Origin of the sequence: Methyloligella halotolerans (genome assembly GCF_001708935.1) — a bacterium.
Classification (GTDB): domain Bacteria; phylum Pseudomonadota; class Alphaproteobacteria; order Rhizobiales; family Methyloligellaceae; genus Methyloligella; species Methyloligella halotolerans.
Map to the genome: position 1 here is coordinate 20,546 of NZ_MASI01000005.1, position 26,656 is coordinate 47,201.

The following is a 26,656-nucleotide window of genomic DNA, read 5'->3' on the forward strand; positions in this document are numbered from 1 at the left end:
TTGACCTCCGGAACCAGGCATCTCATTCGCGAAGCGATCGTTTGGGGCTGCGGTCTCCTCCTCGTCTTCCTCAGCGTCTATTACTTCAACGACATTCGGCGTGCGGCCATGCGCGCCCAAGGCGACGCCATGGCCGAATTCTCGTCGCAAGAGCTTGGCGAACGGCCTCAGGATGCCGCTGCGAGCGCTGGCATGGTGCGCATTCAGCAGGACCGGAACGGCCACTATTCCACGGACGCCGTCGTCAACGGACACATCCTGCCCTTCCTGGTCGATACGGGTGCGTCCCTCGTCGTGCTGACCTACGAGGACGCCCAGCGAAGCGGCCTCTTTCCGAACAGCCTCGACTTCTCCGGCAAGGTCATGACCGCCAACGGGGTCGCCGCCGTGGCACCAATCCGCCTCAGCCGGGTGCGCGTCGGCGGCATCCTCCTGCGTGACATTCCGGCCGTCGTCTCCGAGCCCGGCGCGCTCCACGCCAACCTCCTCGGTATGAGCTTCCTAAGGAAGCTGAAGCGCTTCCAGATCGAGAACGGCCAGCTCGTTCTCACCCGCTGACCCCAATTTGAGCCTTTGTTTTGCCCGCACCGGCGGCTAAGAGACGGCGGAACCAAACGGCAGCCTGTTCATTCGTCGTCACGAGAATCGCCAGACCGGGGCCAAGATCCGGTCAAAGATCAGCCAAGCAAGGGGGCAGAATGTTCGCCAAACCACGCCAAGACCTCGCACCCAATACCGTCGAATTCGAACGGCTTCCATTGGTGAAGCGCACCGGCTTCCGCGAGTACGACGCGCGATGGCTCTACCCCCAGGAGATCAATCTCATGGGTATCCAGGCCGTGGGACTTGGTATCGCGGCCCTGGCGAAGCAGCGCGGCGTGCCGGCGCGCTTTGTGGTCGGCCACGATTACCGCTCCTACTCCTCCGCCATCAAGGCGGCGCTGATCGAGGGGCTTCTGGCGGGCGGCGCCGAGGTGCACGATATCGGTCTGGCCCTGTCGCCAATGGCCTATTTCGCTCAGTTCGCTCTCGACGTCGAAGGCGTGACCATGGTCACCGCCAGCCACAACGACAACGGCTGGACCGGGATCAAGATGGGCATCGAACGTCCCCTCACCTTCGCGCCGGAAGACATGACGGCCCTGAAGGAGCTGGTGCTCTCCGGCGACCTCCCGACACCCGGCGGTGGAAAATACGTCTTCGTTGACGACCTGCCCGAGCGCTACATGGCGGACCTGACCGATCGTCCGAAGTTCGAGCGCAAGATCAAGGCCGTCGTCTCCTGCGGCAACGGCACGGCCGGCGCCTTCGCGCCCCAGGTCTTGGAGCAGCTCGGCATCGAGGTGATCCCGCTCAACTGCGAGCTCGACTACACCTTCCCGGCCCATAATCCGAACCCGGAAGACATGGACATGCTCCACGCCACCCGGGACGCGGTGCTGGAGCACAAGGCCGATCTCGGTCTCGCCTTCGATGGCGACGGCGACCGCTGCGGCGTGGTCGACAATCAAGGCCGCGAGATCTTCGCCGACAAGGTGGGCGTCATGCTCGCCCGCGACATCTCTAAGCTGCACGAGAACGCCCATTTCGTGGTGGACGTGAAGTCGACCGGTTTGTTCAAGACCGACCCGGTGCTCATCGAGAACGGCGCCAGGACCGATTACTGGAAGACCGGCCACTCCTACATCAAGCGCTACAGCCACAAGACCGGCGCCCTCGTCGGCTTCGAGAAGTCCGGTCACTTCTTCTTCAATCCGCCCTTGGGCCGCGGCTACGACGACGGCCTCGTGTCGGCCATCGCCGTGCTCGACATGCTGGACCGCAATCCGCAACAGACCCTCGCCGAGCTGCGCGACGCCCTGCCCGAGACGTGGCAGTCGCCGACCATGTCCCCCCCATTGCGACGACGAGCAGAAATACGACGTGGTCGACCGCGTTGTGGAGCACTTCCAGAATTTGGAGAAGAAGGGGGAAACGCTGGCCGGCCAGAAGGTTCGCGAGCTCATCACCGTGAACGGTATTCGCGTGGTCCTGGAGGACGGCACTTGGGGTCTGGTCCGCGCCTCGTCCAACAAGCCGGAACTTGTGGTCGTGGTGGAAAGCCCCACTTCGGAGGAGAACATGCGTTCGATCTTCGGCGAGATCGACGCGGTGCTCTCGAAGCAGCCGGAGGTCGGCGAGTACAATCAGAAAATCTGACGCCGGGGAAAAAGCTCGACGCGACTTCTGATTCCAAGCGGCTTCCGGTAAAATGTCGCAAATCTGCAAAATGAATCTGTTTGGTTCGCGCCGACATGACAGAGATCGTTTTCGCAATCGGCCTTCTCATGGGCCTGACCCTGAACGCGTTGCTGGCGGCAACGCTGTTCTTCCCCCCGTTTCGGATTTGGCCCACCCCTAAGCCAGGCACCTGGCAGAGCATCACCTTCTGGACGCTCTTCCGAGGCGGAATGCTCTTCGCCTTCATCCTCGGCATCCTGGATTGGAACGCCGTACCGCTGCTCGATGCGACGCGCTTCGTCTTCGGCGTGCCGCTCTTTGTGATCGGCTTCGGCATCACCGTGCTGGGCTATTTCAATCTCGGACTCGGCAACACCTATTGCGGCTCCGACGGGCTCGTGACGGGCGGCCTCTATCACATCAGCCGGAACCCCCAATACACCTTCTCCATCATGGGGCTGATCGGCCTTTCGATCTTCGCCAACTCCTACCTCACCATCGCCCAGAGCGTCGTAATGGCCTGCGTCTACGTCTTCATGGCGCTGACGGAGGAAGCCTGGCTGGAGCGGGAGTACGGGGAATCCTACAAGGCCTATTGCCGGGCCACCGCCCGCTTCCTGGACATCCCCGCCCTGCTCGGCCTGAAGCCGAAGCCGCGCATCGAAGACGCCGGTTAAGGCTCGATCTTTCGAACAAATTCCGCGGTCATCCCCGGCCTTGTGCCGGGGATCCATAAGCCCTGTGGTCGTTCTTTCAACAAGCGTGGGTGTTCATGGATTGCCGGGACAAGCCCGGCAATGACACTTGAGCTAGCCGCAAAGTAGAGAGCTACTCCGCAGCCACCGCTGGCGCAGCGTCTGCATCGCGCATCATGGCGATGGCATCTTCCAGAACGTCGATACCGGCTCCTTCGAGATGGGCCCGCTCGGCGATCAGCCGGCGATAGGCCCGCGCCTTCGGTTGCCCATGGAACAGGCCGAGGAGATGCCGGGTCAGCTGCTGCAACCTTACGCCTTTGGCAATTTGCTCTTCGGCATAAGGCAGGAATTGTTCGAGCACCTCGACACGCGACGGCAGATCCGCAGCGCCGAACAGCACACGTTCCGCCTCCGCCAGGACATACGGGTCGTGATAGGCTGCGCGCCCCAGCATCACCCCGTCCACATGGTCGAGATGCGCCTTCGCATCCGCCACAGTCGCAATGCCGCCGTTGATGACGATCTCAAGCTCGGGCCGGCGCGCCTTCAACCTGTAGACCCGATCGTAATCGAGGGGCGGAATGTCCCGGTTCTCTTTCGGACTCAGGCCTTCGAGCCAGGCCTTGCGGGCATGGACGAAGAAGCTCTCACAGCCGGCCTCCGCCACCGTATCGATGAAGCGATCCAGACTCTCTTCCGTGTCCTGGTCGTCGATGCCGATCCGGCATTTCACGGTGACCGGCACGGACACCGCGTCGCGCATCGCCGCGACGCACTCCGCCACGAGCTTCGGCTCCGCCATGAGGCACGCGCCGAAGCGGCCCGACTGCACCCGGTCCGACGGGCATCCGATATTGAGATTGATCTCGTCATAGCCGAAGCCTTCGCCGACCTTTGCCGCCTCCGCCAACCGCGCGGGATCGCTGCCGCCGAGCTGAAGCGAAACCGGATGCTCGCTGGCGTCGAAGCCCAGCAGACGCGCCCGGTCGCCATGGATCACCGCATCCGCCGTCACCATCTCCGTATACAGATAGGCGCGTGGCGAGATCAGCCGCAGGAAATAGCGGCAGTGGCGATCCGTCCACTCCATCATGGGCGCCACGGCAACGCGATGTCGGTCCAGTGTCATGCCGGAGAGATAGGCCCTTCCGGCAGCGAGCCACAACCCCTTAGTGGCTTGCCGGTTTACGCACTCGAGCCATCTAGGGTCAGCAGCCTTCCATAGTGCTCCGGGCGACGGTCGCGAAACACGTACCAATAGTCGCGGTCCCGGGCGATCGCATCGAGATCGAAGCTATGGATCAGGACGGTCTCCGCCTCCCGGCCGGCTTCCTCCACCTTCTCTCCGAACTGGTCGGTTATGAAGGAGGAACCGTAGAACGTCATCTCCGTGCCGTTCTTACCCTTCTCCGTGCCGACGCGGTTCGATGCCACAAGCGGCGCGATATTCGCTCCCGCATGGCCTTGCTGAACCCGCTGCCAGTGAGGCGCCGAATTCCACTGCTCGCTCCCGATCTCCGACCCGATGGCCGTCGGATAGAACAGGATCTCCGCCCCCATGAGCGCCATGGAGCGTGCCGCTTCCGGGAACCACTGATCCCAGCAGATGCCGACGCCGATGCGTCCAAATGCGGTGTCCCAGACCCGGAACCCCGTATCGCCAGGCGAGAAGTAGAACTTCTCCTGATAGCCGAAGCCATGGGGAATGTGGGTCTTGCGATAGACGCCGAGATTGCGCCCGTCCGCATCGACGATGGCGATGGAGTTGAATCGCGCCTGGCCGGCCTGCTCGTAGAACGAGATCGGCAGAACGACCCCGAGCTCTTTTGCGAGCGCCTGGAAATGCTGGATCGTGGGACTTGCATCGACCGGCTTGGCCCGTTTGAAGTCCTCCGGGTCCTCGTCCTGGCAGAAATAGGGACCTTCAAAGAGCTCCTGCAGCAGCACGATATTGGCGCCCTGCTCCACGGCCTCGCGAATGAATGCTTCGCCTTTGGCGACGTTCTCGTCGACGGAGTCGCTGCAGGCCATTTGGGTCGCAGCGACAGTTACGTTTCGCATGAGATCACGCGCCTTTCGTCTTGCTCGCCGGAATCTGCTGGGTAACGCATCCGATGCCGCCACCGGCCAAGGCCTGCCATTCGCTCCGGCAGGTCACGAGCTCGCGGCCAGGATACGCCTCCTCGAGGATCTTGAATCCACGATCGTCGAGCTTCGGATCCACCTCCGGCGCAACCATGGCGCCGTTCAGCACGTAGGCATTCGTGTAGGGGATCGCCATCCGCTTATCCCGGACGGTCGCGTAAGGCAGGACATCCATCTCGATAATGTCGAGCTGCCGGCCCAGCGCGTCGCGCGCGGTCTTGAGGATCTCCAGATTTTCCTTCAGGAGCTCGTAATTCGGGTTCGCCTTGTCCGGCATGGTCTGCACCAGGACTTTGCCCGGCGCGACGAACTCCACGACATTGTCGACATGGCCGTCCGTGGCGTCGTCCTCGCGCAGTCCCAACGGCAGCCAGATCACCGTCTCGATACCGAGGTAATCGTGGAGATGACGTTCCACCTCGTCCCGGCTGATCCCGGCATACCGATTGTCGTTGCGCATGTTCTGCTCGGTGGTGATCAGGGTGCCCAGCCCATCCACGCTCATGCCGCCGCCTTCGCCGATGAAGGGGGTGGAGAAGCGCGTGATTCCCAGAAGATCGAGCAGCTTCGCCGGCATCTCCCGCGTCTTGTCGCAGGAGAACCGGCCGCCCCACCCGTTGAATCCGAAATGGACACCGGCAAGCTCGCCGGCCTCGTTGCGCACGAAGATCGGCCCGTTGTCCCGGATCCAGCAAAGATCGACTGGGATCTCCACGACATCCGCCACATCGCCGACTCGCGTGGTCGCCTCGGCGAAATCCGCCGGATCGGCGATCAGCGTGACTTGCTCAAAACGGGCGATCCCGCGCACGATAGCCTCGATCTCGTCGCGGAAGCCGCCAATGTCCGTGGCGATGCCTTCTTCGATGGGAGGAAAGGTCACGAGGGTCTGCGCGTGTTCATCGAACCGGGCAGGCATCCGGTACCCCAAGGCAAAGGGCGTGCTGTTGATCTGATCCACGGGAGTTTCCTTTCGAACGTATAGAGGTGACGTCGCGCCGGTCTCCGCCGGCTGCTTCGTCTTGCTTGTGTTTGTGGATACGCGCGGCGGGGAGCGCCGCCTTTGGCCTCAGTAGCCCGTCTTGAACCGGGTCCAGCTGCGGGTGATCATCCGAAGGGTCTTCGGATCGCGCGGCAGGTTCGGGAACAGCTTCCCCATCATCTCTTCGGACGGGTAGACGTTCGGGTCGTTCTTGACGTCGTCCAGAACGTATTCGAGCGAAGCCTTGTTGCCGTTCGGATAGAAATAGGCGTTCGTGATCTTGGCGATCACCTCGGGCTCCATCAGGAAATTGAGGAATGCGTAGGCGTTGTCCGGGTGAGGCGCGGTCTTGGGGATCGACAGGAAGTCGAAGAAGACGTCGGTGCCCTCTTTCGGCACGGCGTAATACACCTCGACCCCGGTGCCGGCTTCCTGGGCGCGGGCATAGGCGACGCCCGCATCGCCGCTCCAGCCCAGCGCCAGGCAGAGATCGCCGCGCGCCATGTCGTTGATCATGGAGCTACTTTTGAAGTTGCGGATGTATTTGGAGACGGGCGCGAGAAGCTCGTCGACCTTCTTGAAGTCTTCCGGGTCGGTGGTGAATGGGTCGAGCCCGAGATAATTGAGGGCGATCGCGACGATCTCCTCCGGCGAGTCGATGATGGAGACACCGCAATCAGCGAATTTCGACACGATCTTCGGATCGAAGATCATGGCGAGACTATCGACGGGCGCGTCCTTCATGCGCTCCGAGATCAGCGCCGGGTTGTACATGATGCCCGTGGTGCCCCAGAGATATGGCACGCCGTAGCGGTTGCCCTTGTCGTGGCGGGCAAGGAACTCCATCACTTTCGGATCGAGATTGTCGAGATTGGTCAGCTTCTTCTTGTCGAGCGGCGCCAGCACCCCGGCCTTGATGAGACGCCCTGCGGTGAAGGCGGACGGGAAGACGACATCGTAGCCGCTATCCCCGGTGAGGAGCTTCGTTTCCAGGGTCTCAAGAGAATCGAAGGCGCTGTAGTTCACATCGATCCCGGTCTTCTCCGTGAATTCCTCCAGGACCTCGACGGGCACGTAGTCGGCCCAGGCGGCGATGGTGACGGTCTCATTAGCCTCGGCGGGCTGCGGGGCGGCCGCCAGCGTCAGCGCCACTACGGCAGCAGCGCAGGCGGCGGCGAGGATGCGGGTAGCGATCTGGAGTCGTTTCACCATGGCGGTCTCGCTTTCGACGGCTTCGTTGGCTCGGTTGCGGCGCTCCAAGGAGCTGGACACCCCGAATGCTCGCCCGTTCCGCTGCGCTGCACAAAAGATGTTTTTCGATCCATTCGGATCGAATAGATTCAACCGACATCATGAGAAAGAACCTGCCTCAACTGGTTGCTCTTCGCGCTTTCGAAGCTGCCGCGCGCCACGCAAGCTTCAAACGCGCCGCAGATGAGCTCTGCGTCACGCCCTCCTCCGTCAGCCATCAGGTCAAGAAGCTGGAGGATTGGCTGGGCGTCCCTCTGTTCCGGCGGTTCAACCGCAAGGTCGTCCTGACCGATGCGGGACGCACCTATTTCTTCACCCTCTCCAAGACCTTCGATGAGATCGCCGAAGTCACCGCCCTAGTGAGCCGGCAGGCGGTCAAGGCGCCGGACCGGAAGGAGAAGCTGAAGATCTTTGCGAATGCCGGCTTTCTGGAATGCTGGCTGGGACCGCGGCTGGATAGGGTTCAATCGGTGATGCCCGACGTCCAGCTTGAGCTCGTTCCAGGCCTCGATATCGACGACTACCTGAGAGGCGATGCCGAGATCGCCATTCACTACGGGCTCGGGTCTTGGCCGGAATACGAGTCCGTTCTCCTGCACACGGCCTACGAATTCCCGGTTTGCAGTCCGCGACTATCGCAGCGTGGACGGCCCCTGAAGGAGCCGAGGGATCTGGCGGCCTTCAGGCTGCTGCATGAAGGCCATGTAACGCCCTGGCGAGACTGGCTGGCGGAGGCGGGCACCACCCATCCGGGCCTCATGGATGGCCCGATCTTCCATTCCACCCAGACCATCTTCAATCAGGTGATGGCCTGCGAAGGCGTGGCGCTCGGCGACGATTTGGTGGCCGCCGATCTGCTTCATTCCGGTGCGCTGATCAAGCCGATCGGGAAGGTGCGCAAATCCACCCACTCTCTATATGTCCTGCAGCTCAAGCCGGACCGCCCATCCCAATCTGCGAAAACCTTCAGGACATGGCTCGTGAGCGCTCTGAAAGAGCACGGACGCAACAACGCGATCCTGCAGCGGGACGAGCCTTATTCCGCCCAGCCAGTCCCAGCCCAATAGCCCGAGTTGCACGGGCCCAACACCACTCCCCGACTGCCGGCGGACGGCCATACGCCGAATTCTTTCCCCGCAACGCACTCAACGCTAGTGGGCACGTTCGTCTGGGGTTAAGACCCAGGGGCTATACCGGCCGGAGGCCACGCGGAGCGCCAAGAAACGTGTTCGATAGCTTCACCACCAGGCTCGTTGTCGAAGCGGCCTGCCTCATGGGCAGCCTGACGATCTTCAGTTTCTGGCTGAAGGATCGGCATACCTCGGCCCATCTCTGGTGGATCGCGGGCTTCGGCCTGTTCGGGCTCGGTCTCATTCTAGGCAGCCTGCGGCAGCACCTGCCCGCCCTTTTGAGCTATCCGGTGCCGGGTCTCCTCACCTTGCTCGGCGTCTCGGCATTCTGGGCCGGATTGCGAGCCTTCGACCGGCGGCCGTTCCCGCTCCTCGCCCTTTTGCCGCCGGCGATCTGGGGACTCGGCCTTCCTCTGGTCTTGTCCAGCTATCCCCTGCGCTATGCCCTGTTCAATCTCGCCATCGGGACCGCCACCCTGCTCACCGGAACCGATGTCTGGCGCCAGGCGCCGAAGGGCATCAACCCGCGCACCTGCATCGGCTTCATCTGCCTCCTGGAAACGGCGATCAGCTATACCCAGGCCGTCGCCCTCATCGCCATGCAGGAGGTCATCGGCGACGGACCGCTCTTCGGCTGGCTGACCTTCGCCCCTTTCCAGTCAGCGGTGGCGCTGATCGCGCTGGTGATCTTCGGCATCCAATTGATCAGCGAGCGCTCCCAGCAGCGGCTGCAGCGTCTCGCCATGAGCGACGAGCTCACCAATGTGCTCAACCGGCGAGGCTTCTTCGAGCTCGGGCAGCAGGCCCTGCGCGGACAATCCGACAACGCCGGAGACAGCTCCGTCATCGTCTTCGACATCGACCGCTTCAAATCGATCAACGACACCTACGGCCACGCAGCCGGCGACCAGGTGATCGCGACCTTCGCCAAACGTGCGGCACGGCTGTTGCGGCCGGACGACATCTTCGGCCGCATCGGGGGCGAGGAGTTCGCCCTGCTCCTGCCCGGCACCCCGTCGGACGTCGCCGCTTCCGTCGCCGAACGGATCCGCCTGGCGATCTCCGAAGAGCCCATAACAGGCGAGGGCTATACGGTCTCGGTTACCACCAGCGCGGGCCTGACCAGCGCGCCCAACAGCCACGCCCATCTCGACCGCCTCATGGCGACGGCGGACGCGGCCCTGTACGAGGCGAAGCGCTTGGGACGCAATCGGATCAAGTCCCTCGACTCGCTCCCCTCCGGCCTCCGCCACCTGACGCCGATCGCCCGGGTGCCGCACAAGGCTTAAGGTCTGGCCTAGAACGCCGCCTTCGCGAACAGCCTGAAGCTCCGCCCCGGCAGCAGCACCTCGTCTGCCTTGAACGAGGCCGCGTTGCGGATCTCGTCATCGAGCAGGTTGTCCGCCGCGATGCCGAGCGTCAGGCTCTCGCCGAACCGGCTTTGGCCCAGCGCCCCCGACCAGCTCAGCGAAGCATTGAGCAGATCGTAGGCGGGCGTCTCGAATTCGTTCGCCCCGACCTCGTCCTGCGCAAAGGCATGCAGCAGGGTGACCCGCGCGAGCCAATGGTCATCCTGCCAGTAGAAGCCGCCCCCCAGACGATGGGGCGGTATCCGCGGCACATACGTCCCGTCTGCGAATTTGGCATACACGAAATCGTACCGTCCGGTCACGCCGAAGATGCCGCCGGCAATCTCGGTGACATCATAGGCGCCCTGCAGCTCCGCACCCGTGAAGGTCGCATCCTGCTGGCCGATGATTACCTGATCGAATTCGCCGTCCTTGATGCCGCAGCTTTCGAATTTCTCGTTGCAGGTGATCCCCGTCAACTGCTCGAAGATGAAGCCGTCGAAATCGGTGTGATAGGCGCTGGCGTCGAAGCGGAACCTGCCCGCATTGCGCTCGATGCCGACTTCGATGCTCTTGGCGGTCTCGACATCCAGATCGGGATCGCCGATATCGAACGTTCCCGAGGCGTGATGCGATCCCTTTGAGAACAGCTCCGCAGCCGTCGGCGCCCGCTCCGAATATTCCGCATCGGCGCGAAGAACCATGGCCTTCGGCAGGTCCCGCTCCAGCCCGATGCTGGCACTGAATGGCGTGAAGTCGCGCCCCGCGGCGATCGTGGGAATCTCGTCCGGCGGCGGCAGCAGATCGGCCGGGACTTCCGGCGCATAGCCGTCCACCTGCCGATGCTCCAGCCGCGCGGCGCCCTGCAGCCGCAGGGTGTCCGAAAGCTCCAGTTCCTCGAACAGATAGGCCGCCACATCCCGGGTCGTGTTGGGTGCAAGGAATTCCGCAGCCTCGCCCTCGGTCTGCAGGTCGTTGTGGCTCCAGCTGAAGCCGAGCAGCCCGTTCACCGGGCCAAGGCCCGTGGCCACCGTGCGCTGCTGGAATTCCGTACGAGCCTCCCAGGTCTTCTGGGCGAAGGTGCCATGGACAACCTCTTCCCCGTGGTCGTGCTCTTCGGCATGTTCTTCATGCTCGTCGTGATGCTCGCCAACTTCGTGCTCATGCTCCTCCTCATGAGCGTGGTCATGCTCCTGGCCGATCTCATCGTGATGATAATCTGAATAGCCGAGCCAGAAGCGGACCTCGGAGACGGGCCCGCCGAGGGGGCGGTAGGCGCCGCGATTGGTCCAGCGCACCTGCTCCATATCGATATGGATGCCGAGCTCGGCCTCCTCACCGCCAGGAATGCCGTAATCGCTGGCAAAGCGGCTGACAGACGTGCCGATGAAGCCCCGGTCGAAGAAAAGCGTCGCCCCCGCCGACTGGCCCTCCGTCTCCACGAAGCTGTTGTCCTGGGTCCCGAGCGGCGTCTCGTAGTCTTCCGCGTTGCGCCCATAGGCATCGACATGGACGGCGACATTGCCGGTGCGATTCTCGAACTGCACCGCGCCGTCGAAGCCGTCGTCGACCGTCGTGCCGGCGCCCTGGGCCTCCAAACGGGTCGTGCCGGGCGCAATGTCGACCGGGATACGGCCGCTGACGGCGTTCACGACCCCGCCCACGGAGCCCGAACTGTAACGCAGACTCTCAGGTCCGCGAATGATCTCCACCCGGTTCGCCGCCAGCGGATCGATCGGCACGGCATGATCGCCGCCCAAAGCCGAGACATCGCCGATACCGAGCCCGTTTTCCTGGATGTCGACCCGATGGCCGTCGAGACCGCGCAGGACAGGCCGGCTCGCACCAGGCGCAAACGTGCTGGAGGTCGCACCGGGCTTGTCGAAGAAGAGATCGCCGAAGCTCTGGGCAGGGCTACGCTCGATCTCCGCCGGCGTCACGGCATCGATGGGCGGTTGGACTGCGCTGTTCTGAGCTGGGCTCGGTGTGAAAGGCGCTACCGGTGCGGCCACCGGGACCGCCTCGACTTGCGCCGGACCTGCGCTGGGCGCAGGCGTGGGTCGTGCCCGGACAGGCGCTCGCGCCTCTGACGGCGCCTCAACCGTGATGGGCGGAAGTTCGACGCCGCCCTCGTCTTCCTGGATGACCTCGACCGGCGGCATCTCCGCCTCAGCGTCCGAAGCGTCTTGCGCCCAGACGGGCGTGACGCTCGAAACACCCATAAGAAGTGCAGCCGCCGGCAACGCCGGCCTGCCGATCCATCCCCACATACGAACCCCCCAAATACCGAATGTTATATCGTATCGGCGTATGGGTAACGTTATATCGTAACACTTGCAAGATGGATCGGCGGCAGGTGGACAACCGGAGGGCACGAAAAAGGCCGGACCCGTCCACTCAGGGGCAGATCCGGCCTTTGCTGTCTCGGCTATTTATGCCTGGTGTTCGATGCCTTCGGTTCGGCTGAGGCTCTACGGCGTCATGTCGAAGAACAGGAACTCCGCCTCGTCGGACGTCGCGGTCACCGTAATCTCCCCTTCCGTGTCAAAGGCGACGCCATCGCCGGGATAGAGCTGCTCGCCGTTCACCTGCACGGTTCCGCGGGCGAGTTGCAGCCAGCCACGCCGGCCTTCCGCCAAATTTCGGCTCAGGCTCTCACCTTCTGCAAGAAGGCTCGCATAAAGGTCGACATCCTGCCGGATGGTGAGCGAACCGTCCCGCCCATCCCGGGACCCGACCAAGCTCCAGCGTCCCCGCTTCTCCTCATCAGAAAAGCGCTTCTGCTCGTAGCCAGGCTCCAGCCCGTCCCGCTCCGGCATAATCCAGATCTGCAGGAAATGGACGGGATCCGTGTCGGAGGCGTTGAACTCGCTATGGCGAATCCCCGTACCGGCCGACATGCGCTGAACGTCGCCGGCTTGGATCCTGGAGCCCGTGCCGAGACTGTCCTCATGCGCCAGCGCGCCGGAAAGGACATAGGTCACGATCTCCATATCCGAATGGGGATGGGCCGGAAATCCGCCACCGGGCGCCACGCGGTCTTCGTTGATCACGCGCAAGGGCCCGAACCCCATATGCTTGGGATCGTAATACTGTCCGAATGAGAAGCTGTGACGGCTATCCAACCAGCCGAACTGAGCGCGCCCGCGCTCTTCGGCACGTCGTAGAGTCAGCATGTCGGGATCTCCTGACTATGCCGGGGAAAATCCCCGCGCATCTTGGAGTGCGTTATATTGTAACAACGCACCCCGAATCCAAGAGCTGCGACATCTGATACCGACGAGTAGGGCGAGCCTCTCCGCCCTAGGCCGTGCCGGAGATCAGCTCCACCTTGCCGGTCTCGAGCTTGTAGACCCCGCCTACGACCTTGAGCTTCCCGGCTCCAACGGCCTCGTCGAGGATGGGGCTCGAGGTTTTCAGCTTCTCCACGTTGAGCCGCACGTTGTCCTCGATGGACCGCTCGAGCAGATTGTCGTGGCCTTGGGCGGAAGCCTGCTTCACCGCGGGCGTCAGCGCTTCGACCAGAGCCGGCAGATGGCCGGGCAGCGTTTCGTCGTCTTCGATGGAAGAGATGGTCGAGGCGACAGCGCCGCACGCGTCGTGACCGAGCACGAGGATGAGCGGCGTGTTCAGGACCGCGGTCGCGAACTCGAAGCTTGCGAGGTTGTCGGGCGTCACGAAGTTGCCCGCCACGCGGCAGACGAAGAGATCGCCGCGAGACGTATCGAAGGCCAGCTCCGGGGCGATGCGGGAATCGGCACAGCTCAGCACGCCCGCGAAGGGGTTCTGGCCGCTCACGAGGGCCGGACGCTCCGCTACGAAATCGTGGGGCTTGGCCTCGCCTTTGATGTATCGCTCGTTGCCCGCCATCAGCCGCTCTAGGGCCGCGTCAGGCTCCATTACGTTCTGCGGACGCGGTGGTGCGGCCTCCTCGGCCTTTGCCGCGAACGGCATGGCAAGCGCCGCTGCCGCACCCAACCCGAACGTCAGCGCCGTACGGCGATCGACGCTCATGGATTTGCGGGCTATCGCACCGCAATGCTTTTCACACATGGCCTGGCTCCTCCTCAGACAACTTGGACGAGAAACCATAGCCCCCGGCACTCAAATGCCGCTGCATATCGAGAAAGCGCGGTTAAGCCCCGTTTAAGGCGCTCTTCAAATGGGACGGCACCGAACCGGTCGGCGAGACGCGGCAGGCTTAGCGGAGCGCCTGCGCCTGGTCCGGAGTGAGCACGATGACCCCGTCCTCGTCGGATACGACGATATCGCCGGGCCTGAAATCGACGCCCGCGAAGTTCAGCGGGATATCGAGCGTGCCTTCGCCGCGCCGAACCGATTTCCGCGGAATCGAACCCAGCGCCTTCAGGCCGATATCAATCTCGGCGACGGCGCAGACATCGCGCACGAAACCGAACAGAAAAATCGCCGCCCAGCCGTTCCTCGCAGCCTCTCCGGCCACCAGGTCGCCCATCACCGCGCAGCGATTGCTTCCGCCCGCATCGACGACGAGGACGCGCCCCTCGCCCGGCGTCGCCACCTGTTCCTTGATGCGCGAGTTGTCCTCGAAACACTTCACGGTCGCGATCGCGCCGGAAAACCGGCGCCTGGCGCCGAAATCCCGGAAGATCGGCCATGGCACCCGAACCTCGTCCAGAAACCGGTCATAGATGTCGCAAGTGGATGGAAAGCGATTGTCGCTCATGATGCTCCCGTCTTTGGTGCCGCGGATGGTGGGGACTATATAGACCACCAGACGCCGTCGCGCCGAACATGTCTTCCGCGCCGTCTCATCGCAATCGTCAGGAGAAGGATCAGCCGATGGAAGGACATCACGCCGAAGGGAACGCCGCATCGCGTGCCGAAACCCGGGATCCGGTTTGCGGCATGACCGTCGATCTCGCCAAAGGCAAACCGTCCCTGGTCCATGACGGCCGCAGCTTCCACTTCTGCAGCGAGCATTGCCGGGACAAGTTCGCCGCAGAACCGGAGGCGTATCTGACGGCTGAGGATCCGGTTTGTGGCATGTCCGTCGACCGGGCCAGCGCGGAGCACATGGCGAAGCATGAAGGCGCCCGCTTCTACTTCTGCTCGTCCCGCTGCAAGGAGCGGTTCGAGGCGGAGCCGGAGAAGTATCTCGGAGACGCCCCCGCTCCCGAGCCGATGCCTGAAGGCACCCTCTATACCTGCCCCATGCATCCGGAGATCGTTCAGGAAGGCCCGGGCTCGTGTCCGATTTGCGGCATGGCCCTGGAGCCCATGGGCGTTCCGGACGTGGACGCGCCCAATCCGGAGCTGAAGGATTTCACGCGGCGGCTGATCGTCGCCACCCCATTGGCTCTGGCGCTGCTCGTCACCGAGATGTCTCAACACCTCTTCGGCGTCGATCTCTTGCCCATGCTCTCAGTGCGCGCCGAGCAGTGGTTGCAGCTCGCGCTGGCCGCTCCCGTGGTGCTCTATTCGGGCGCTCCCTTCTTCGCCCGCGGCATCGCATCCGTGCGCTCCGGTCACCTCAACATGTTCACCCTGATCGCCCTGGGCACCGGCGCGGCCTTCGTCTACAGCCTGGTAGCGACCTTGCTGCCCGGCCTCTTTCCGCCCGGACTTCGCGCCGAGACCGGATACGTGCCCGTCTATTATGAGGCGGCGGCCGTCATCATCGCTCTCGTGCTGGTGGGCCAGGTGCTGGAGCTGCGCGCCCGGGAACAGACAGGCAGCGCCATCCGCGCGCTCCTCGATCTCGCGCCCAAGACCGCCTTGAAGGTGGAGAAGGACGGCGCCACGAAGACCGTCGAGCTCTCCGCGGTTCAGGTCGGAGAAATCCTGCGCGTCCGCCCGGGCGACAAGGTGCCGATCGATGGCGTCATCGTCGAGGGCAGGAGCGCCGTCGACGAGTCCATGCTCACCGGCGAGCCGGTGCCCGTCGAGAAGCAGGCCGGCGACGAGGTGACCGGCGGCACCCTGAACGGATCCGGCAGCTTCGATATGGAGGTGCAGCGCACCGGCGAGGCGACGACCCTATCCCAGGTCGTCAACATGGTCGCCAATGCTCAGCGCTCGCGCGCCGACATTCAGCGCCTGGCAGACCAGGCGGCCGCCTATTTCGTGCCGGCCGTCATCGCCATCGCCGTCGTCGCGTTCATTGCCTGGCTGGCCCTCGGCCCCTCCCCGGCTTTGTCCTATGCGATCATCGCAAGCGTCAGCGTGCTGATCATCGCCTGCCCGTGCGCCCTCGGTCTCGCCACGCCGATCTCCATCATGGTAGCGACGGGGCGGGGCGCTCAGGCGGGCGTCCTGGTACGGGAAGCGAAGGCTCTGGAACGTCTCGCCGCCGTCGACACCCTGGTGATCGACAAGACCGGGACCCTCACCGAGGGCAAGCCGGCGCTCACCGGCCTCAAACCGGCCCAAGGCTTTACGGACCAGAAGCTGCTTGAAGCGGCAGCCGCCTTGGAGGCCGGCAGCGAGCACCCCCTCGCAAGCGCGATCCTCGCGGCGGCGGAAGAACGCGGCGTGAAGCCCGCCAAGATCAGCGGCTTCGAAGCCGTCACGGGGCAAGGCGTGCGCGGCAAGCTTGGCCGCAAGACCGTGCTGCTCGGCAACGCCGCGCTGATGAGCGAAGCGGGCATCGATATCGGCGCCCTTGAGCAGGAGGCCGAAGCCCGACGCGCCGATGGCGAGACGGTTATCTATTTCGCCGAAGGTCGAAAGGCGGCCGGCTTCCTTGCCATGTCCGACCCCATCAAGCCGACCAGCGGAGAGGCCGTCGCCGCGCTCCATAAGCTCGGCCTGAAGATCGTCATGGCCACAGGCGATGCGGAACCGACCGCACGCGCCGTCGGCAAGGCTCTCGGCATCGACGAGATCCGCGCGGGCATGACGCCCGCCGACAAGCAGGAACTGGTCGAAACGCTCCGGAGCAAGGGCGCCGTCGTCGCGATGGCCGGTGACGGCATCAACGATGCGCCGGCTCTCGCCCAGGCCGATGTCGGCATTGCCATGGGCACCGGCACCGATATCGCCATGGAGAGCGCCGGCCTGACCCTACTGCGCGGCGACCTGCGTGGCGTCGTGGCGGGTGTGAAGCTGGCCCGGGCGACCTTGCGCAACATCAAGCAGAACCTGGTCTTCGCCTTCGGCTACAACGCCCTGGGTCTGCCGATCGCGGCGGGCGTGCTCTATCCGCCTTCGGCATGCTGCTGTCGCCGATGATCGCGGCAGCGGCCATGAGCCTGTCGTCGGTCTCGGTGATCGGGAATGCCTTGCGGCTACGGAGCCTGAAGCTCCGCTAGGCTGCTTGCCGCTAACCGGCCGGCTGGGCCAGCGCCCTGCCGAGCAGGGAGCGGCTGCGCCGTCGCCCGCGACGCTCTTCCGGAATGAGGAAGATGCGGAGCTTGCGGGCGATCTTGCCGGCGATCTTCGACGAGGTCAGCAGGACGATCGGGATCGTTAGCACCAAGCCGAGCCAAACCGGCAGCAGCCAGAGGAAGAGCTTGGGCGAGATCCACAAGGTGAGCGCCGCCATGGCGAGGCCGAAGACAGTGTGAAAACTGTAGCGCTTCAACACATCCGCTATGTCGACCTTGCCATCGTCCCGGGACTGCGGGTTCCAGCCGGAGTCCTGAGCAAACAGAATCTGGCCGATGAACCCGGTCTGCAGAAGCATCAGGATCGGAGCCAGCAGCGCAGACAGGAACGTCTCCAGCACAAAGCTCAAGACAAGCGGGATCGCGCCGCCGGCGCCTCGCCGCATCCGCCTGTTCATCAGCGCGTACGTAACCGCCAGCACCTTGGGCGCAAGCAGCACCACCGCCGAGAAGCCGAGCAGCGTCCACGCCTTCTGGGCGTCGAACTGCGGCCATGTCGGGAACAGGGCGTGCGCGTCCGGGAAGTAGTCAGGCTGATACAGCGATGCCTGCCATGCCAGCAGGATCCCCACCACAAGGAACATCAGCCAGAGCGGCGATGCGGCATAGCTCATGATGCCGGTCATGAAGTGATACCGGTTCATCCAGTGGAGGCCCCGCGCGGGCAGCACCTTGGAATGCTGCAGATTGCCCTGTGCCCAACGCCGGTCGCGCGCCGCGTGATCGGTGAGCGTCGGCGGCGTCTCCTCGTAGCTGCCTGTGATCTCGGGCCGCATATAGACGTCCCACCCGGCCCTTACCAGAAGCGCCGCCTCGACGAAGTCGTGGCTCATGATATGGCCGCCGAACGGCTTCTTGCCGGACAGCACCGGAAGACCGCAGGAGCTGGCGAAGGCCTTCACGCGGATGATCGCGTTGTGGCCCCAGAAATTGCCTTCGCGGCCCTGAAGCATGGCAAGCCCGGCGGAGACCACCGGACCGTAGGTGCCGGTCGCGAATTGCTGCATGCGGGCGAACAGGGTGTTCCGATTGACCAGCCGCGGTACGCTCTGGATCAGCCCTGCGCTGCTGTCGGCTTCCATCGCCTCGGCCAACGTGATGATGGCGTCCGACGTCATGTAGCTGTCGGCGTCGAGCACGAGCATGAAATCGTAATTGCCGCCCCAGTTCCGGACGAAGTCGGCGACGTTGCCTGCCTTCTTGCCTTCGTTCTCGGCGCGGCGGCGATAGTAGACGTTCACCCGGCCAAGCATCTTCTGGCGCAGCCGGTTGGACGCCTCGCGCTCGGCGCGGGCGATCGACAGATTGGTGGTGTCGCTGAGAATGAAGAAATCGAAATGCCAGCTCTTGCCGGACGCGGCGATCTCCTCAGCCATCTTGGCGAGGTTGGCGAAGACGCTGTCCACGTCCTCGTTATAGATGGGCATGATGATGGCGGTGCGGGACGAAAGCTCTCCCTTCAGCTTGACGCCCCGGCTCCAGTCGATCCGGAGCACGAGCGCGAGGAAGCCGAGCACGGCGACGCCCATCGCCATGGCGATCCAGACGAAGCTCAGACCGAACAGCGCGACCAATCCGTACTGCAGCGCGGTCGCATCGTTCTGACCGACCACCTCCAGCATGTGCCAGACGCCATAGCCGGTGACGATCCCGGTGATCATGAGGACGATGATGCGCGAAATCAGGGTGTGCTCGCGCAACGACGGACGCAATGCGGTCTTGGGCGCCGAGCCATACCACTGGTCGAGCCGTTGCTCCCGCATCTCCAAGGGATTGTCGGGGGGCGTCAGACTTCGGGGCAGCGACCCGGACGCTCCTTCACCGAGCGTCTCCAATACGTCGTTCAAGCTGTCCATCTATAGAGCCAGGTCTCGCTAATCTGATCCCCGTCGTGCGCTAAAACCAAGCGCAGTTCGGAAAGTTCCACATCTGTCGTGTCCATTTCGAAACTGACCTGGTAGCCGCCGGTCATCGGATTGTGCCGGCCTACCACGTGTTCGATACGTCCAGATGACGCCGTCACCTGCGGTTCGACGTCCGAACCAAGGTAAACGGGCACGCCGTTCTCAATAGGCGGGTCGAAATCGACGATAAATTGTCGCCGCTTGCGCAGGACGCTCATACCCATGCGTGATTCTGCCACACGGGCGATGCGCTGGTTAACGATGGGCGGTCCGAAGGTGAGCCAATAGCCGTAGCTCATCTCCTTGCCGCGCTTCAGGCGTTTCCGCGGATGCCAGAAGGCGACAATGTTGTCGTTGGTCTCCAGGTCGGTCGGAATCTCGACAAGCTGGACGTGCCCTTCCTCCCAAGGCGTCTTGGGCTCGACCCAAGCGCTGGGCCGCAGTTCGTAGCGTGCTTCGAGATCCTTGTAGTCCTCGTAGTCCCGCTCGCGCTGCTGCAGCCCGAAGCCGACAGGATCCTTCTCCACGAAGGCGCTGATCTGAAGCGTCTTGGGATTGGCCAGGGGACGCATGATCCATTCGCCGGTATTACGCGCCACGGTCAGGGTGTCGGAGTCGTGCACCGCCGGACGGAAATCGTCGAACCTGTCCCGCTCTCGCGCATCGAAGAGATACATGCTTGTGAGGGGCGCCAGGCCGAGATGATTCACATCGGCGCGGCCGAACAGAACGGCCTCGACGTCGAGCACCGTCGATGCGCCGGGCCGGATCACGAAGGAGAAGGCGCCCGTCACGCTCTTGCTGTCGAGTAGCGCATGAACCGTGATGGTCTTCGAGTCGACAGGCGGCTCCTCGATCCAGAAGCTGCGGAAGAAGGGAAACTCCTCTCCCGTCGGCTCGCCCGTGTCGATGGCGAGTCCCCGTGCCGAGATCCCATAGAGCTGGTTGGCCCCGACCCCGCGGAAATAGCTCGCGCCCTGGAAGACGACCACCTCGTCGAAATGATGCAGCACGTTGATCGGCGCATTGATCCGGATGCCCGAGAACATCGGCTGTCCGGGCGGCGGCGGTTGCACGTCCAGCCCGCCGAAATCGAAATAGTCGGGCGAATAGGCGATCTGCTCCGCCTGTCCGTCCTCCACCTTGTAGATCTCCACCGGCGACTTCACCACGAAACCGGCATGCAGCAGCTCCACCGTGAAGCCCCGGTTATTCCCGGCCCACAGCGCCTGCTCCTTCTTGAAGCGGATCTTGCGATGATCGTCGTAGCTGAGATTGGCGAAGCTGTTCGGCACGGGCTGCGGCGGATCGAACGGCTTCTTCGCCATCTCCCGCGCGATGTCCACGACGGTGTTCCGGGAAAACGGGGTCTTGGTCCCCTCTTGGGCAGCGGCCCGGTTGGACCCTGCCGCGGCTCCGAGCGCAAACGCGCCAAACGCCACCGAAAACTCCCGGCGGTTCATTCAAACTCTCCCGAAATGTAAAGCAATGCTCGGATGGGCTCGCGCCGGACCGCGTGAAGAACCTGCAAGCCTTCGCTCAAGTCAGAAACCATCCGAATAAGGGCCAATCCGACAACCGCACGGTTGCACTCGACGGGGCGGCGGATCGCCGAACGTCGGTGACGCGAAGTGCGCCGGACATTCGGATTATAGCCGCTCGTCAAATCGCTGAAAGCAATTCTATCGCTCTAAGCCATCGAGATTGTGAAGGCCCTTCCCCCGATCATCTTTCCGGCCGGCGAGGCGCCGGGCCGAACGGCAAAAATTAACCCCTCCCTGATAGGGTTCGAGCATAAGCGGGTTAGTAAGGCGTCAACATGGCAAAGGCGAAGTTCCACAAATCTCAGCGCGTTTTCGTGAAGCCGGTCGGGACCTGGGCGTACATCGAACGCGTGCTGCCGAAATGGATCCGGGGCTGCGACGAGCCCATCAAGATCACGTACGATTGCGGCATGGGCCGCGAGTTCGTCGAGGAGGAGCTGCAGGAAGAGGCGTCCGCCATCCAGAGCCGGCTCTCCAACCGGCTCGGCGAGTGGCGCCTGCTGCGCGCCCAGAACCGCTGGAAGAGCGCCGAGCAGTGCCAGCATCACCCCTTTCCCGGCACCCATCCCGTGGTCGTCACCGGCGACCAGGATTGGGGCGGCTGGCGCGTACCGGGCGCCGAATACGATCTCGACCCCACTCGCGTCGAGAAGCAGGCCCAGCTCATCGTCCGCGCGCCCAGCCTCCTGAAGCTGATGCAGCTTTTCGTCAATCAGGCGGAGCAGCAGCCGGAGAACCTCAGCGAGGATCTTTCCCACCTCGCCGATATGACCCGCGCCGTGCTCGACGAGTTGCCTGAGTAGCGCATCGTCCCCACCTAGCTGACAACATCGATACGTCGGGATGAATGCGCTCCGTACCCAAGCCGGACGGAGCGCGACCCCCAACGCCCCCTTGGCATCCGCGCTTCCCCGCACTAAGAGCGACGGGAAAGGTATTCCCATGCACGACAATGATCGCCAGACGAAGCATCTCAGCGACTACGCCCCGGCCGACTATCTGATCGACACCGTCGATCTCGATATGCGCCTGGAGCCGAAGCGGACGGTCATCCACGCCGATCTCGCCATGCGCCCCAATCCGCAAGCGCAGGCGGATGGTCCCTTGGCCCTGAACGGCGAGGGCATCGAGCTCCTCTCCATCGCCATCGACGGCAAGCCGCTCACGTCCGACGAGTACAGCCTCACCGCTACCGGTCTGACCGTCCCGAACGTTCCGACCGCGCCTTTCGTCTTGAGCCTGGAGACTGCCTGCGACCCGGAAGCGAACGAGGCCCTACTCGGGCTCTACCGCTCCAACGGCGCCTTCTGCACCCAGTGCGAGCCGGAGGGGTTCCGCCGTATCACCTATTTCCTGGATCGTCCCGACGTGCTGGCCACCTATCGCGTGCGTCTGGAGGCCGACAAGGAAACGAACCCGGTCCTCCTCTCCAACGGCAATCCCGTCGAGCACGGCGACATCGAAGGCACCGGCCGCCATTACGCGATCTGGGAAGACCCCCACCCCAAGCCGTCCTATCTCTTCGCCGCGGTGGCGGGCGATCTGGCGAAGGTCTCCGACAGCTTCACCACCCAGTCCGGCCGCGAGGTCGCGCTCAATATCTATGTTGAGCACGGCAAGGAGGATCGTTGCGACTGGGCCATGGAGTCCCTCAAGAACTCTATGAAGTGGGACGAGGAGCGCTTCGGCCGGGAATACGATCTCGACGTGTTCAACATCGTGGCCGTCAGCGACTTCAACATGGGGGCCATGGAGAACAAGGGCCTCAACATCTTCAACGACAAGCTGGTGCTGGCCCGGCCCGATACGGCGTCCGATGCGGACTATGCGGCCATCGAAGGCGTCATCGCCCACGAGTACTTCCATAACTGGACCGGCAACCGCATCACCTGCCGCGACTGGTTCCAGCTCTGCCTGAAGGAAGGCCTGACCGTTTTCCGCGACCAGGAGTTCTCCGCCGACCTGCGCGCCGGCCCAGTGAAGCGCATCCTCGACGTGCGCAATCTGAAGAGTCGTCAATTCCCGGAAGACTCAGGACCCCTCGCCCATCCGGTGCGGCCCGGCTCCTATATCGAGATCAACAACTTCTATACGGCGACCGTCTACGAGAAGGGCGCCGAACTCTGCCGAATGCTCCAGACGACGCTGGGGCGAGACGGTTTCCGCGAAGGCCTCGATCTCTATTTCGAGCGCCACGACGGCCAGGCCGTAACCGTGGAGGACTTCCTCGCCGCCCTGTCGGACGCGACGGGCAAGGACCTCACCGACTTCATGCATTGGTACAATCAGGCGGGCACGCCGGAGCTGGCCTGCTCCCTCGATTATGACGGGCAGACCAAGACGGCCACCCTTAATGTCAGCCAGATCCTGCCCGCCACGCCCGGCCAGCCCAACAAGCAGCCCATGCCGATCCCGCTGCGGCTTGGCCTGCTCGGCCCCAACGGCGACGACCTGCCCCTGACCTTGCAGGACGGCACCGAGCTCGGCGACGGACTGCTTGAGGTGACCGAGCGGGAACAGAGCTTCACCTTCACCGACATCCCATCTCCGCCAACGCCGTCGGTGCTACGCGAGTTCTCCGCGCCTGTGCGTCTCACCCTCAATCTCGATCTTGAGCAGATCGAGTTCCTGATGATGCACGATTCCGATGCGTTCAATCGGTGGCAGGCGGCCCAGAGCTACGCCGCGAAACTTCTGACCGATGCCTCCCGCGACCGCTACGATCCGGCTCCCGTGAAAGGCAAAGGCGCCGAGCGCCTGGCCAAGGCTCTCGCGCTGACCGCAAACGAGCAGGACCTCGCTTACGCCTATCGCGCGGAGATGCTGAAGCTTCCAAGCGAATCCGACATCGCCCGCGAGCTGGCCCGCGATATCGATACCGACGCGATCCGCGAGGCGCGCGAGACCTTGCGCGCAACCATCGGCCGAACGATCCATGGCGATCTCGCCGGGCTCTACGAGGAACTCGCCGAGACGGGCCCCTACTCGCCCGACGGGATCAGCGCGGGCAAACGCTCCATGCGGATCGCCGCCCTCGACCTGCTCGCCGGCAGCGGCATGGAGGGCGAGCTCGAGCGCGCCGCCGCCCATTACCGCGACGCGACCAACATGACCGACGCGATCTATTCGCTGCTGATCCTGGCGCCCTACGACCATCCCCTCCGCGACGAAGCGCTGGAGGATTTCTACGAGCGCTGGAAGGATGACGCGCTGGTGCTCGACAAGTGGTTCGCCGTCCTCGCCCGCTCCCCGCGCCACGACTCCGTCGAGATCGTGGAAGGCTGCTGAGCCATCCGAAATTCTCGCTCAAGAACCCGAACCGCGTCCGCGCCGTGATCGGCAGCTTCGCCAACGGCAACCCGACCGGCTTCAACCGGAAGGACGGCGCCGGCTACGAGTTGCTTGCCGATTGCGCGCTCCGCATCGACAAGTTCAATCCGAATATGGCCGCACGTCTGCTGGGCGCCTTCGAGAGCTGGCGCATCCTCGAGCCGGGCCGTCAGGCCCGCGCCAAGGCGAGCCTTGAAGGGCTCGCCAATGCCGAGCTGTCCAACGATAGCTACGAGATCGTCAGCAAGACTCTCGGCGACGAGTAATCCCGAGCCTTTGCAACGCTCTTCAAACTGTTTTCCACAAGTTTCCTCTGGACAGAGTCAGGGCGAATACCTTCAATAGAAAGGTGATTCGGAGATGCGGCACTTCTCCGTTTCCATTGTGGAAAGAGAAGACTGGGGGACCGAATGTCGCGGGCGCGATCCGCGCGTGAGGATGCGTATGCGCTCGCGGAGCCGCTACTCAAGGCGATCCGTGAAGCCTTACCGCGGCAGCTACTCACCGCCGAATTTCTTCGCAGCTCGGCGCCCTATCTCACCGGGATTTTCGTCGTTCTGGCCGGCATCGCCGCGAGCTTTCAGCTCGGCGACGCCCGCGATGCTACGCTCCAATCCGCGAAGCAGACGCTCCAGCTCTATGCCGACCTCACAGCCGAAGCCCTGAAGGGCGAGACGCCGGCAAGCGACGACGCCTGGCAAGCGTCCCTCGCCGGCGCTCTGAACACTGGCGCCACCTTGAACGGCCGCCACGTGCTGCTCGCCGACCGGAGCGGGGAGATCCGGGCGGAAGCGCCTCTGGAGCCCGGCGGTCCGGAAGATATCCTCTCCTATCTCGGCTCGGGGCAGCCGATCACGACCTTCGGCGCGACCGCCGGCGTCATGGAACTCACCCTGACCGACGGCACCGAAGCCATCGCCACGATCCGCAACCTCGCCAAGCCCGACGCCCAGCTTCTCGTCTTTCAGCCGACCGACAAGGCACTCTCATCCTGGAACGGCAACCGCCGGGTGGAGCTGACCATTCTCCTATGCGGCGGACTGCTCCTCTTGCTGCTCAGCGGCGCCCTACTGCTGCCGAGCCCGGCCCCGGCTGCGGAAGAGCCCGACCTCCTGGTCGAGCAGCTCGGCGCGCGCCTCCCAGGCTGTGGCCTCTGGCGCTGGAACCTCGCGACCGGCGATGTGCACTGGTCTCCCGCCATGTACGAGATGCTTGGCCTGAAGCCGTCTCCCCATCCCCTCCCCGTCCAGGTCTTCGCCCACGCGCTCCATCCCAAGGACAACTTCCAACAGCGGATCGCCGAGTTGGTCCAGTCGGGCGAGACCGCGATCGACGAGACGTTGCGCCTGCGCCATCGCGAGGGCTCGTGGGTCGAAGTCTCCCTCCGGGGACATCTCACCGAGGATCCGAAGACCGGAAACGCCCAGCTCACCGCCTTCGCCATGCTGAGCAAGGAAAGCGCGGTGCAGGAGGCGGCCGAGGCTAACGCCCGCCTGCGCGACGCCATCGAAACCATCTCGGAAGCCTTCGTCCTGTGGGACGACCGCAACCGCCTGGTGATGTGCAACAGCAAGTACAAGCAGTTCCACGGTCTGCCCGACGAGGTGCTGCAGAAAGGCACGCCGTACGAAACGGTTATCGGCGCAGCGTGCGAGCCCGTCGTCCGCAAGCGCATCACCGTCGACCGTGCCCAAGGCGGCAGCCGAACCTACGAAGCGCAGCTCGAAGATGGCCGCTGGCTGCACATCAACGAAGGCCGCACCCGTGCCGGCGGTTACGTGAGCATCGGCACCGACATCACTCAGCTCAAACGGAACGAGCGCCTGCTCGCCGACAAGGAGGCCCGCCTCCGCTCCAGCGTCGCCGAGCTTCATCTCTCCCGTCGCGAGCTGGAGCAGCAGAAGCAACGCCTCGTCGACCTCGCCGAGAAATACGCCCTGGAGAAGAACCGCGCCGAGGCTGCCAATCGCGCCAAGTCCGAATTCCTCGCCAATATCAGCCACGAGCTCCGCACCCCTCTGAATGCCGTCATCGGCTTCTCGGAGGTTATGCAGAGCGAGCTGTTCGGCGCCCTCGGCCACGCCAAGTACCGGGAATATGCCCAGGACATCTACGAGAGCGGAAGCTTCCTTCTTGAGGTCATCAACGACATCCTCGACATGTCGAAGATCGAAGCCGGCCGGCTGGTGCTGGAGACCGAACGGATCGATCTTGTCGACCTTGTGCGGGAAAGCATGAAGGTGGTCTCCAAGGCGGCCGAAGCCCGCGGGCTGACCCTGAACAACCACGGCCCGGAGACCTTCTTCATCAAGGCCGACCGCCGCGCCGTGAAGCAGGTCTTCCTGAACCTGCTTTCCAACGCGGTGAAGTTCAGCCGGGAGGGTGGCCTTGTGGATGTCCGCCTCGCCCAGCATCGCGGCGAGGCCCGCATCACCATTCAGGATACCGGCATCGGCATCGCGGAAGAGGATATCTCGAAGCTCGGCCGGCCCTTCGAGCAAGTCGAGAACCAGCTCTCCAAGAGCCACCAGGGCAGCGGCCTCGGCCTCGCCATCTCCCGCGCCCTCGTCGAGCTTCACGGCGGCAATCTGGAGATCAAGAGCCGGGCCGGAGAAGGCACTCAGGTTATCTTCACCCTGCCCCTGCGCAGCCGGCAGCCAAGCCTCCCCCTCGAGAAACCGGTCGAAGAGCAGAAGGCCACGGCCTGAGACGGCCCGCCACTTCAGGGCAATGCGT

The 26,656-nt window shown here is 63.8% G+C and carries 16 protein-coding genes and 3 pseudogenes; 9 read left to right on the forward strand and 10 right to left on the reverse strand.

Features of this window, described 5'->3' with window-relative positions; translation table 11 throughout:
* The 3 genes and pseudogenes from A7A08_RS09960 to A7A08_RS09970 all read left to right on the forward strand — a co-directional run bounded on the left by A7A08_RS09960 (position 1) and on the right by A7A08_RS09970 (position 2,897).
* A complete protein-coding gene (locus A7A08_RS09960; protein ID WP_083226653.1) occupies positions 1-558 on the forward strand; it encodes a retropepsin-like aspartic protease family protein in 558 nt (185 codons plus the stop codon).
* A 140-nt stretch (positions 559-698) separates the two neighbouring features.
* Positions 699-2,199, forward strand: a pseudogene (locus tag A7A08_RS09965) (phosphomannomutase/phosphoglucomutase).
* Between the two features lie 95 nt (positions 2,200-2,294).
* Positions 2,295-2,897 carry a methyltransferase family protein gene (locus tag A7A08_RS09970; protein ID WP_069095354.1) on the forward strand — a complete coding sequence of 201 codons (603 nt, stop codon included), beginning with the start codon at positions 2,295-2,297 and terminating at the stop codon, positions 2,895-2,897.
* 151 nt (positions 2,898-3,048) lie between these two features.
* On the opposite strand, the gene dusA is transcribed toward A7A08_RS09970, so the two are convergent.
* From dusA to A7A08_RS09990, 4 genes are all read right to left on the reverse strand, one after another.
* Positions 3,049-4,047, reverse strand: coding sequence for a tRNA dihydrouridine(20/20a) synthase DusA (gene dusA / locus A7A08_RS09975; protein ID WP_069095523.1), 999 nt, complete (start codon positions 4,045-4,047; stop codon positions 3,049-3,051).
* 56 nt (positions 4,048-4,103) lie between these two features.
* A complete protein-coding gene (aguB, locus tag A7A08_RS09980) occupies positions 4,104-4,979 on the reverse strand; it encodes an N-carbamoylputrescine amidase (protein ID WP_069095355.1) in 876 nt (291 codons plus the stop codon).
* A gap of 4 nt (positions 4,980-4,983) precedes the next feature.
* Positions 4,984-6,024 carry an agmatine deiminase family protein gene (locus A7A08_RS09985; protein ID WP_083226654.1) on the reverse strand — a complete coding sequence of 347 codons (1,041 nt, stop codon included), beginning with the start codon at positions 6,022-6,024 and terminating at the stop codon, positions 4,984-4,986.
* A gap of 108 nt (positions 6,025-6,132) precedes the next feature.
* A complete protein-coding gene (locus A7A08_RS09990) occupies positions 6,133-7,257 on the reverse strand; it encodes a polyamine ABC transporter substrate-binding protein (RefSeq protein WP_069095525.1) in 1,125 nt (374 codons plus the stop codon).
* A 140-nt stretch (positions 7,258-7,397) separates the two neighbouring features.
* Here A7A08_RS09990 and A7A08_RS09995 point away from each other — a divergent pair, with 140 nt between their 5' ends.
* Both A7A08_RS09995 and A7A08_RS10000 read left to right on the forward strand, forming a co-directional pair.
* Positions 7,398-8,363: a LysR family transcriptional regulator gene (locus A7A08_RS09995; RefSeq protein WP_069095356.1), complete on the forward strand. Its 966-nt coding sequence runs from the start codon at positions 7,398-7,400 to the stop codon at positions 8,361-8,363.
* A gap of 158 nt (positions 8,364-8,521) precedes the next feature.
* Entirely contained in the window at positions 8,522-9,715 is a 1,194-nt protein-coding gene (locus A7A08_RS10000; RefSeq protein ID WP_069095357.1) for a GGDEF domain-containing protein, read from the forward strand.
* An 8-nt stretch (positions 9,716-9,723) separates the two neighbouring features.
* On the opposite strand, the gene A7A08_RS10005 is transcribed toward A7A08_RS10000, so the two are convergent.
* The 4 genes from A7A08_RS10005 to rraA all read right to left on the reverse strand — a co-directional run bounded on the left by A7A08_RS10005 (position 9,724) and on the right by rraA (position 14,528).
* Positions 9,724-11,997: a TonB-dependent receptor gene (locus tag A7A08_RS10005; protein ID WP_069095358.1), complete on the reverse strand. Its 2,274-nt coding sequence runs from the start codon at positions 11,995-11,997 to the stop codon at positions 9,724-9,726.
* Between the two features lie 249 nt (positions 11,998-12,246).
* Complete coding sequence (locus tag A7A08_RS10010; RefSeq protein ID WP_069095359.1) at positions 12,247-12,951, reverse strand: pirin family protein; 705 nt, start codon at positions 12,949-12,951, stop codon at positions 12,247-12,249.
* Positions 12,952-13,078: 127 nt separating this feature from the next.
* Positions 13,079-13,828 carry a carbonic anhydrase gene (locus A7A08_RS10015; protein WP_069095360.1) on the reverse strand — a complete coding sequence of 250 codons (750 nt, stop codon included), beginning with the start codon at positions 13,826-13,828 and terminating at the stop codon, positions 13,079-13,081.
* A gap of 148 nt (positions 13,829-13,976) precedes the next feature.
* A complete protein-coding gene (gene rraA, locus A7A08_RS10020; RefSeq protein WP_210179280.1) occupies positions 13,977-14,528 on the reverse strand; it encodes a ribonuclease E activity regulator RraA in 552 nt (183 codons plus the stop codon).
* A gap of 20 nt (positions 14,529-14,548) precedes the next feature.
* On the opposite strand from rraA, the pseudogene A7A08_RS10025 reads away from it, so the two are divergent.
* A pseudogene (locus tag A7A08_RS10025) lies at positions 14,549-17,067 on the forward strand (heavy metal translocating P-type ATPase).
* An 11-nt stretch (positions 17,068-17,078) separates the two neighbouring features.
* Here the strand turns inward: A7A08_RS10025 and mdoH are convergent.
* Together mdoH and A7A08_RS10035 are read right to left on the reverse strand one after the other, a co-directional pair.
* Positions 17,079-18,989 carry a glucans biosynthesis glucosyltransferase MdoH gene (mdoH, locus tag A7A08_RS10030; RefSeq protein ID WP_169822984.1) on the reverse strand — a complete coding sequence of 637 codons (1,911 nt, stop codon included), beginning with the start codon at positions 18,987-18,989 and terminating at the stop codon, positions 17,079-17,081.
* On the reverse strand, positions 18,986-20,509 hold the full coding sequence (locus tag A7A08_RS10035; protein ID WP_069095362.1) for an OpgD/OpgG family glucan biosynthesis protein: 1,524 nt from the start codon (positions 20,507-20,509) through the stop codon (positions 18,986-18,988). Before A7A08_RS10035 ends, mdoH begins: the two co-directional genes overlap by 4 nt.
* A 356-nt stretch (positions 20,510-20,865) precedes the next feature.
* Between A7A08_RS10035 and A7A08_RS10040 the strand changes: the two genes are divergently transcribed.
* The 3 genes and pseudogenes from A7A08_RS10040 (at position 20,866) to A7A08_RS10050 (ending at position 26,628) form a co-directional block, all read left to right on the forward strand.
* Positions 20,866-21,393 carry a hypothetical protein gene (locus A7A08_RS10040; protein ID WP_069095363.1) on the forward strand — a complete coding sequence of 176 codons (528 nt, stop codon included), beginning with the start codon at positions 20,866-20,868 and terminating at the stop codon, positions 21,391-21,393.
* A gap of 139 nt (positions 21,394-21,532) precedes the next feature.
* A pseudogene (gene pepN / locus A7A08_RS10045) lies at positions 21,533-24,186 on the forward strand (aminopeptidase N).
* A 144-nt stretch (positions 24,187-24,330) separates the two neighbouring features.
* Complete coding sequence (locus A7A08_RS10050) at positions 24,331-26,628, forward strand: sensor histidine kinase (protein ID WP_069095364.1); 2,298 nt, start codon at positions 24,331-24,333, stop codon at positions 26,626-26,628.
* Positions 26,629-26,656: the final 28 nt, after the last annotated feature.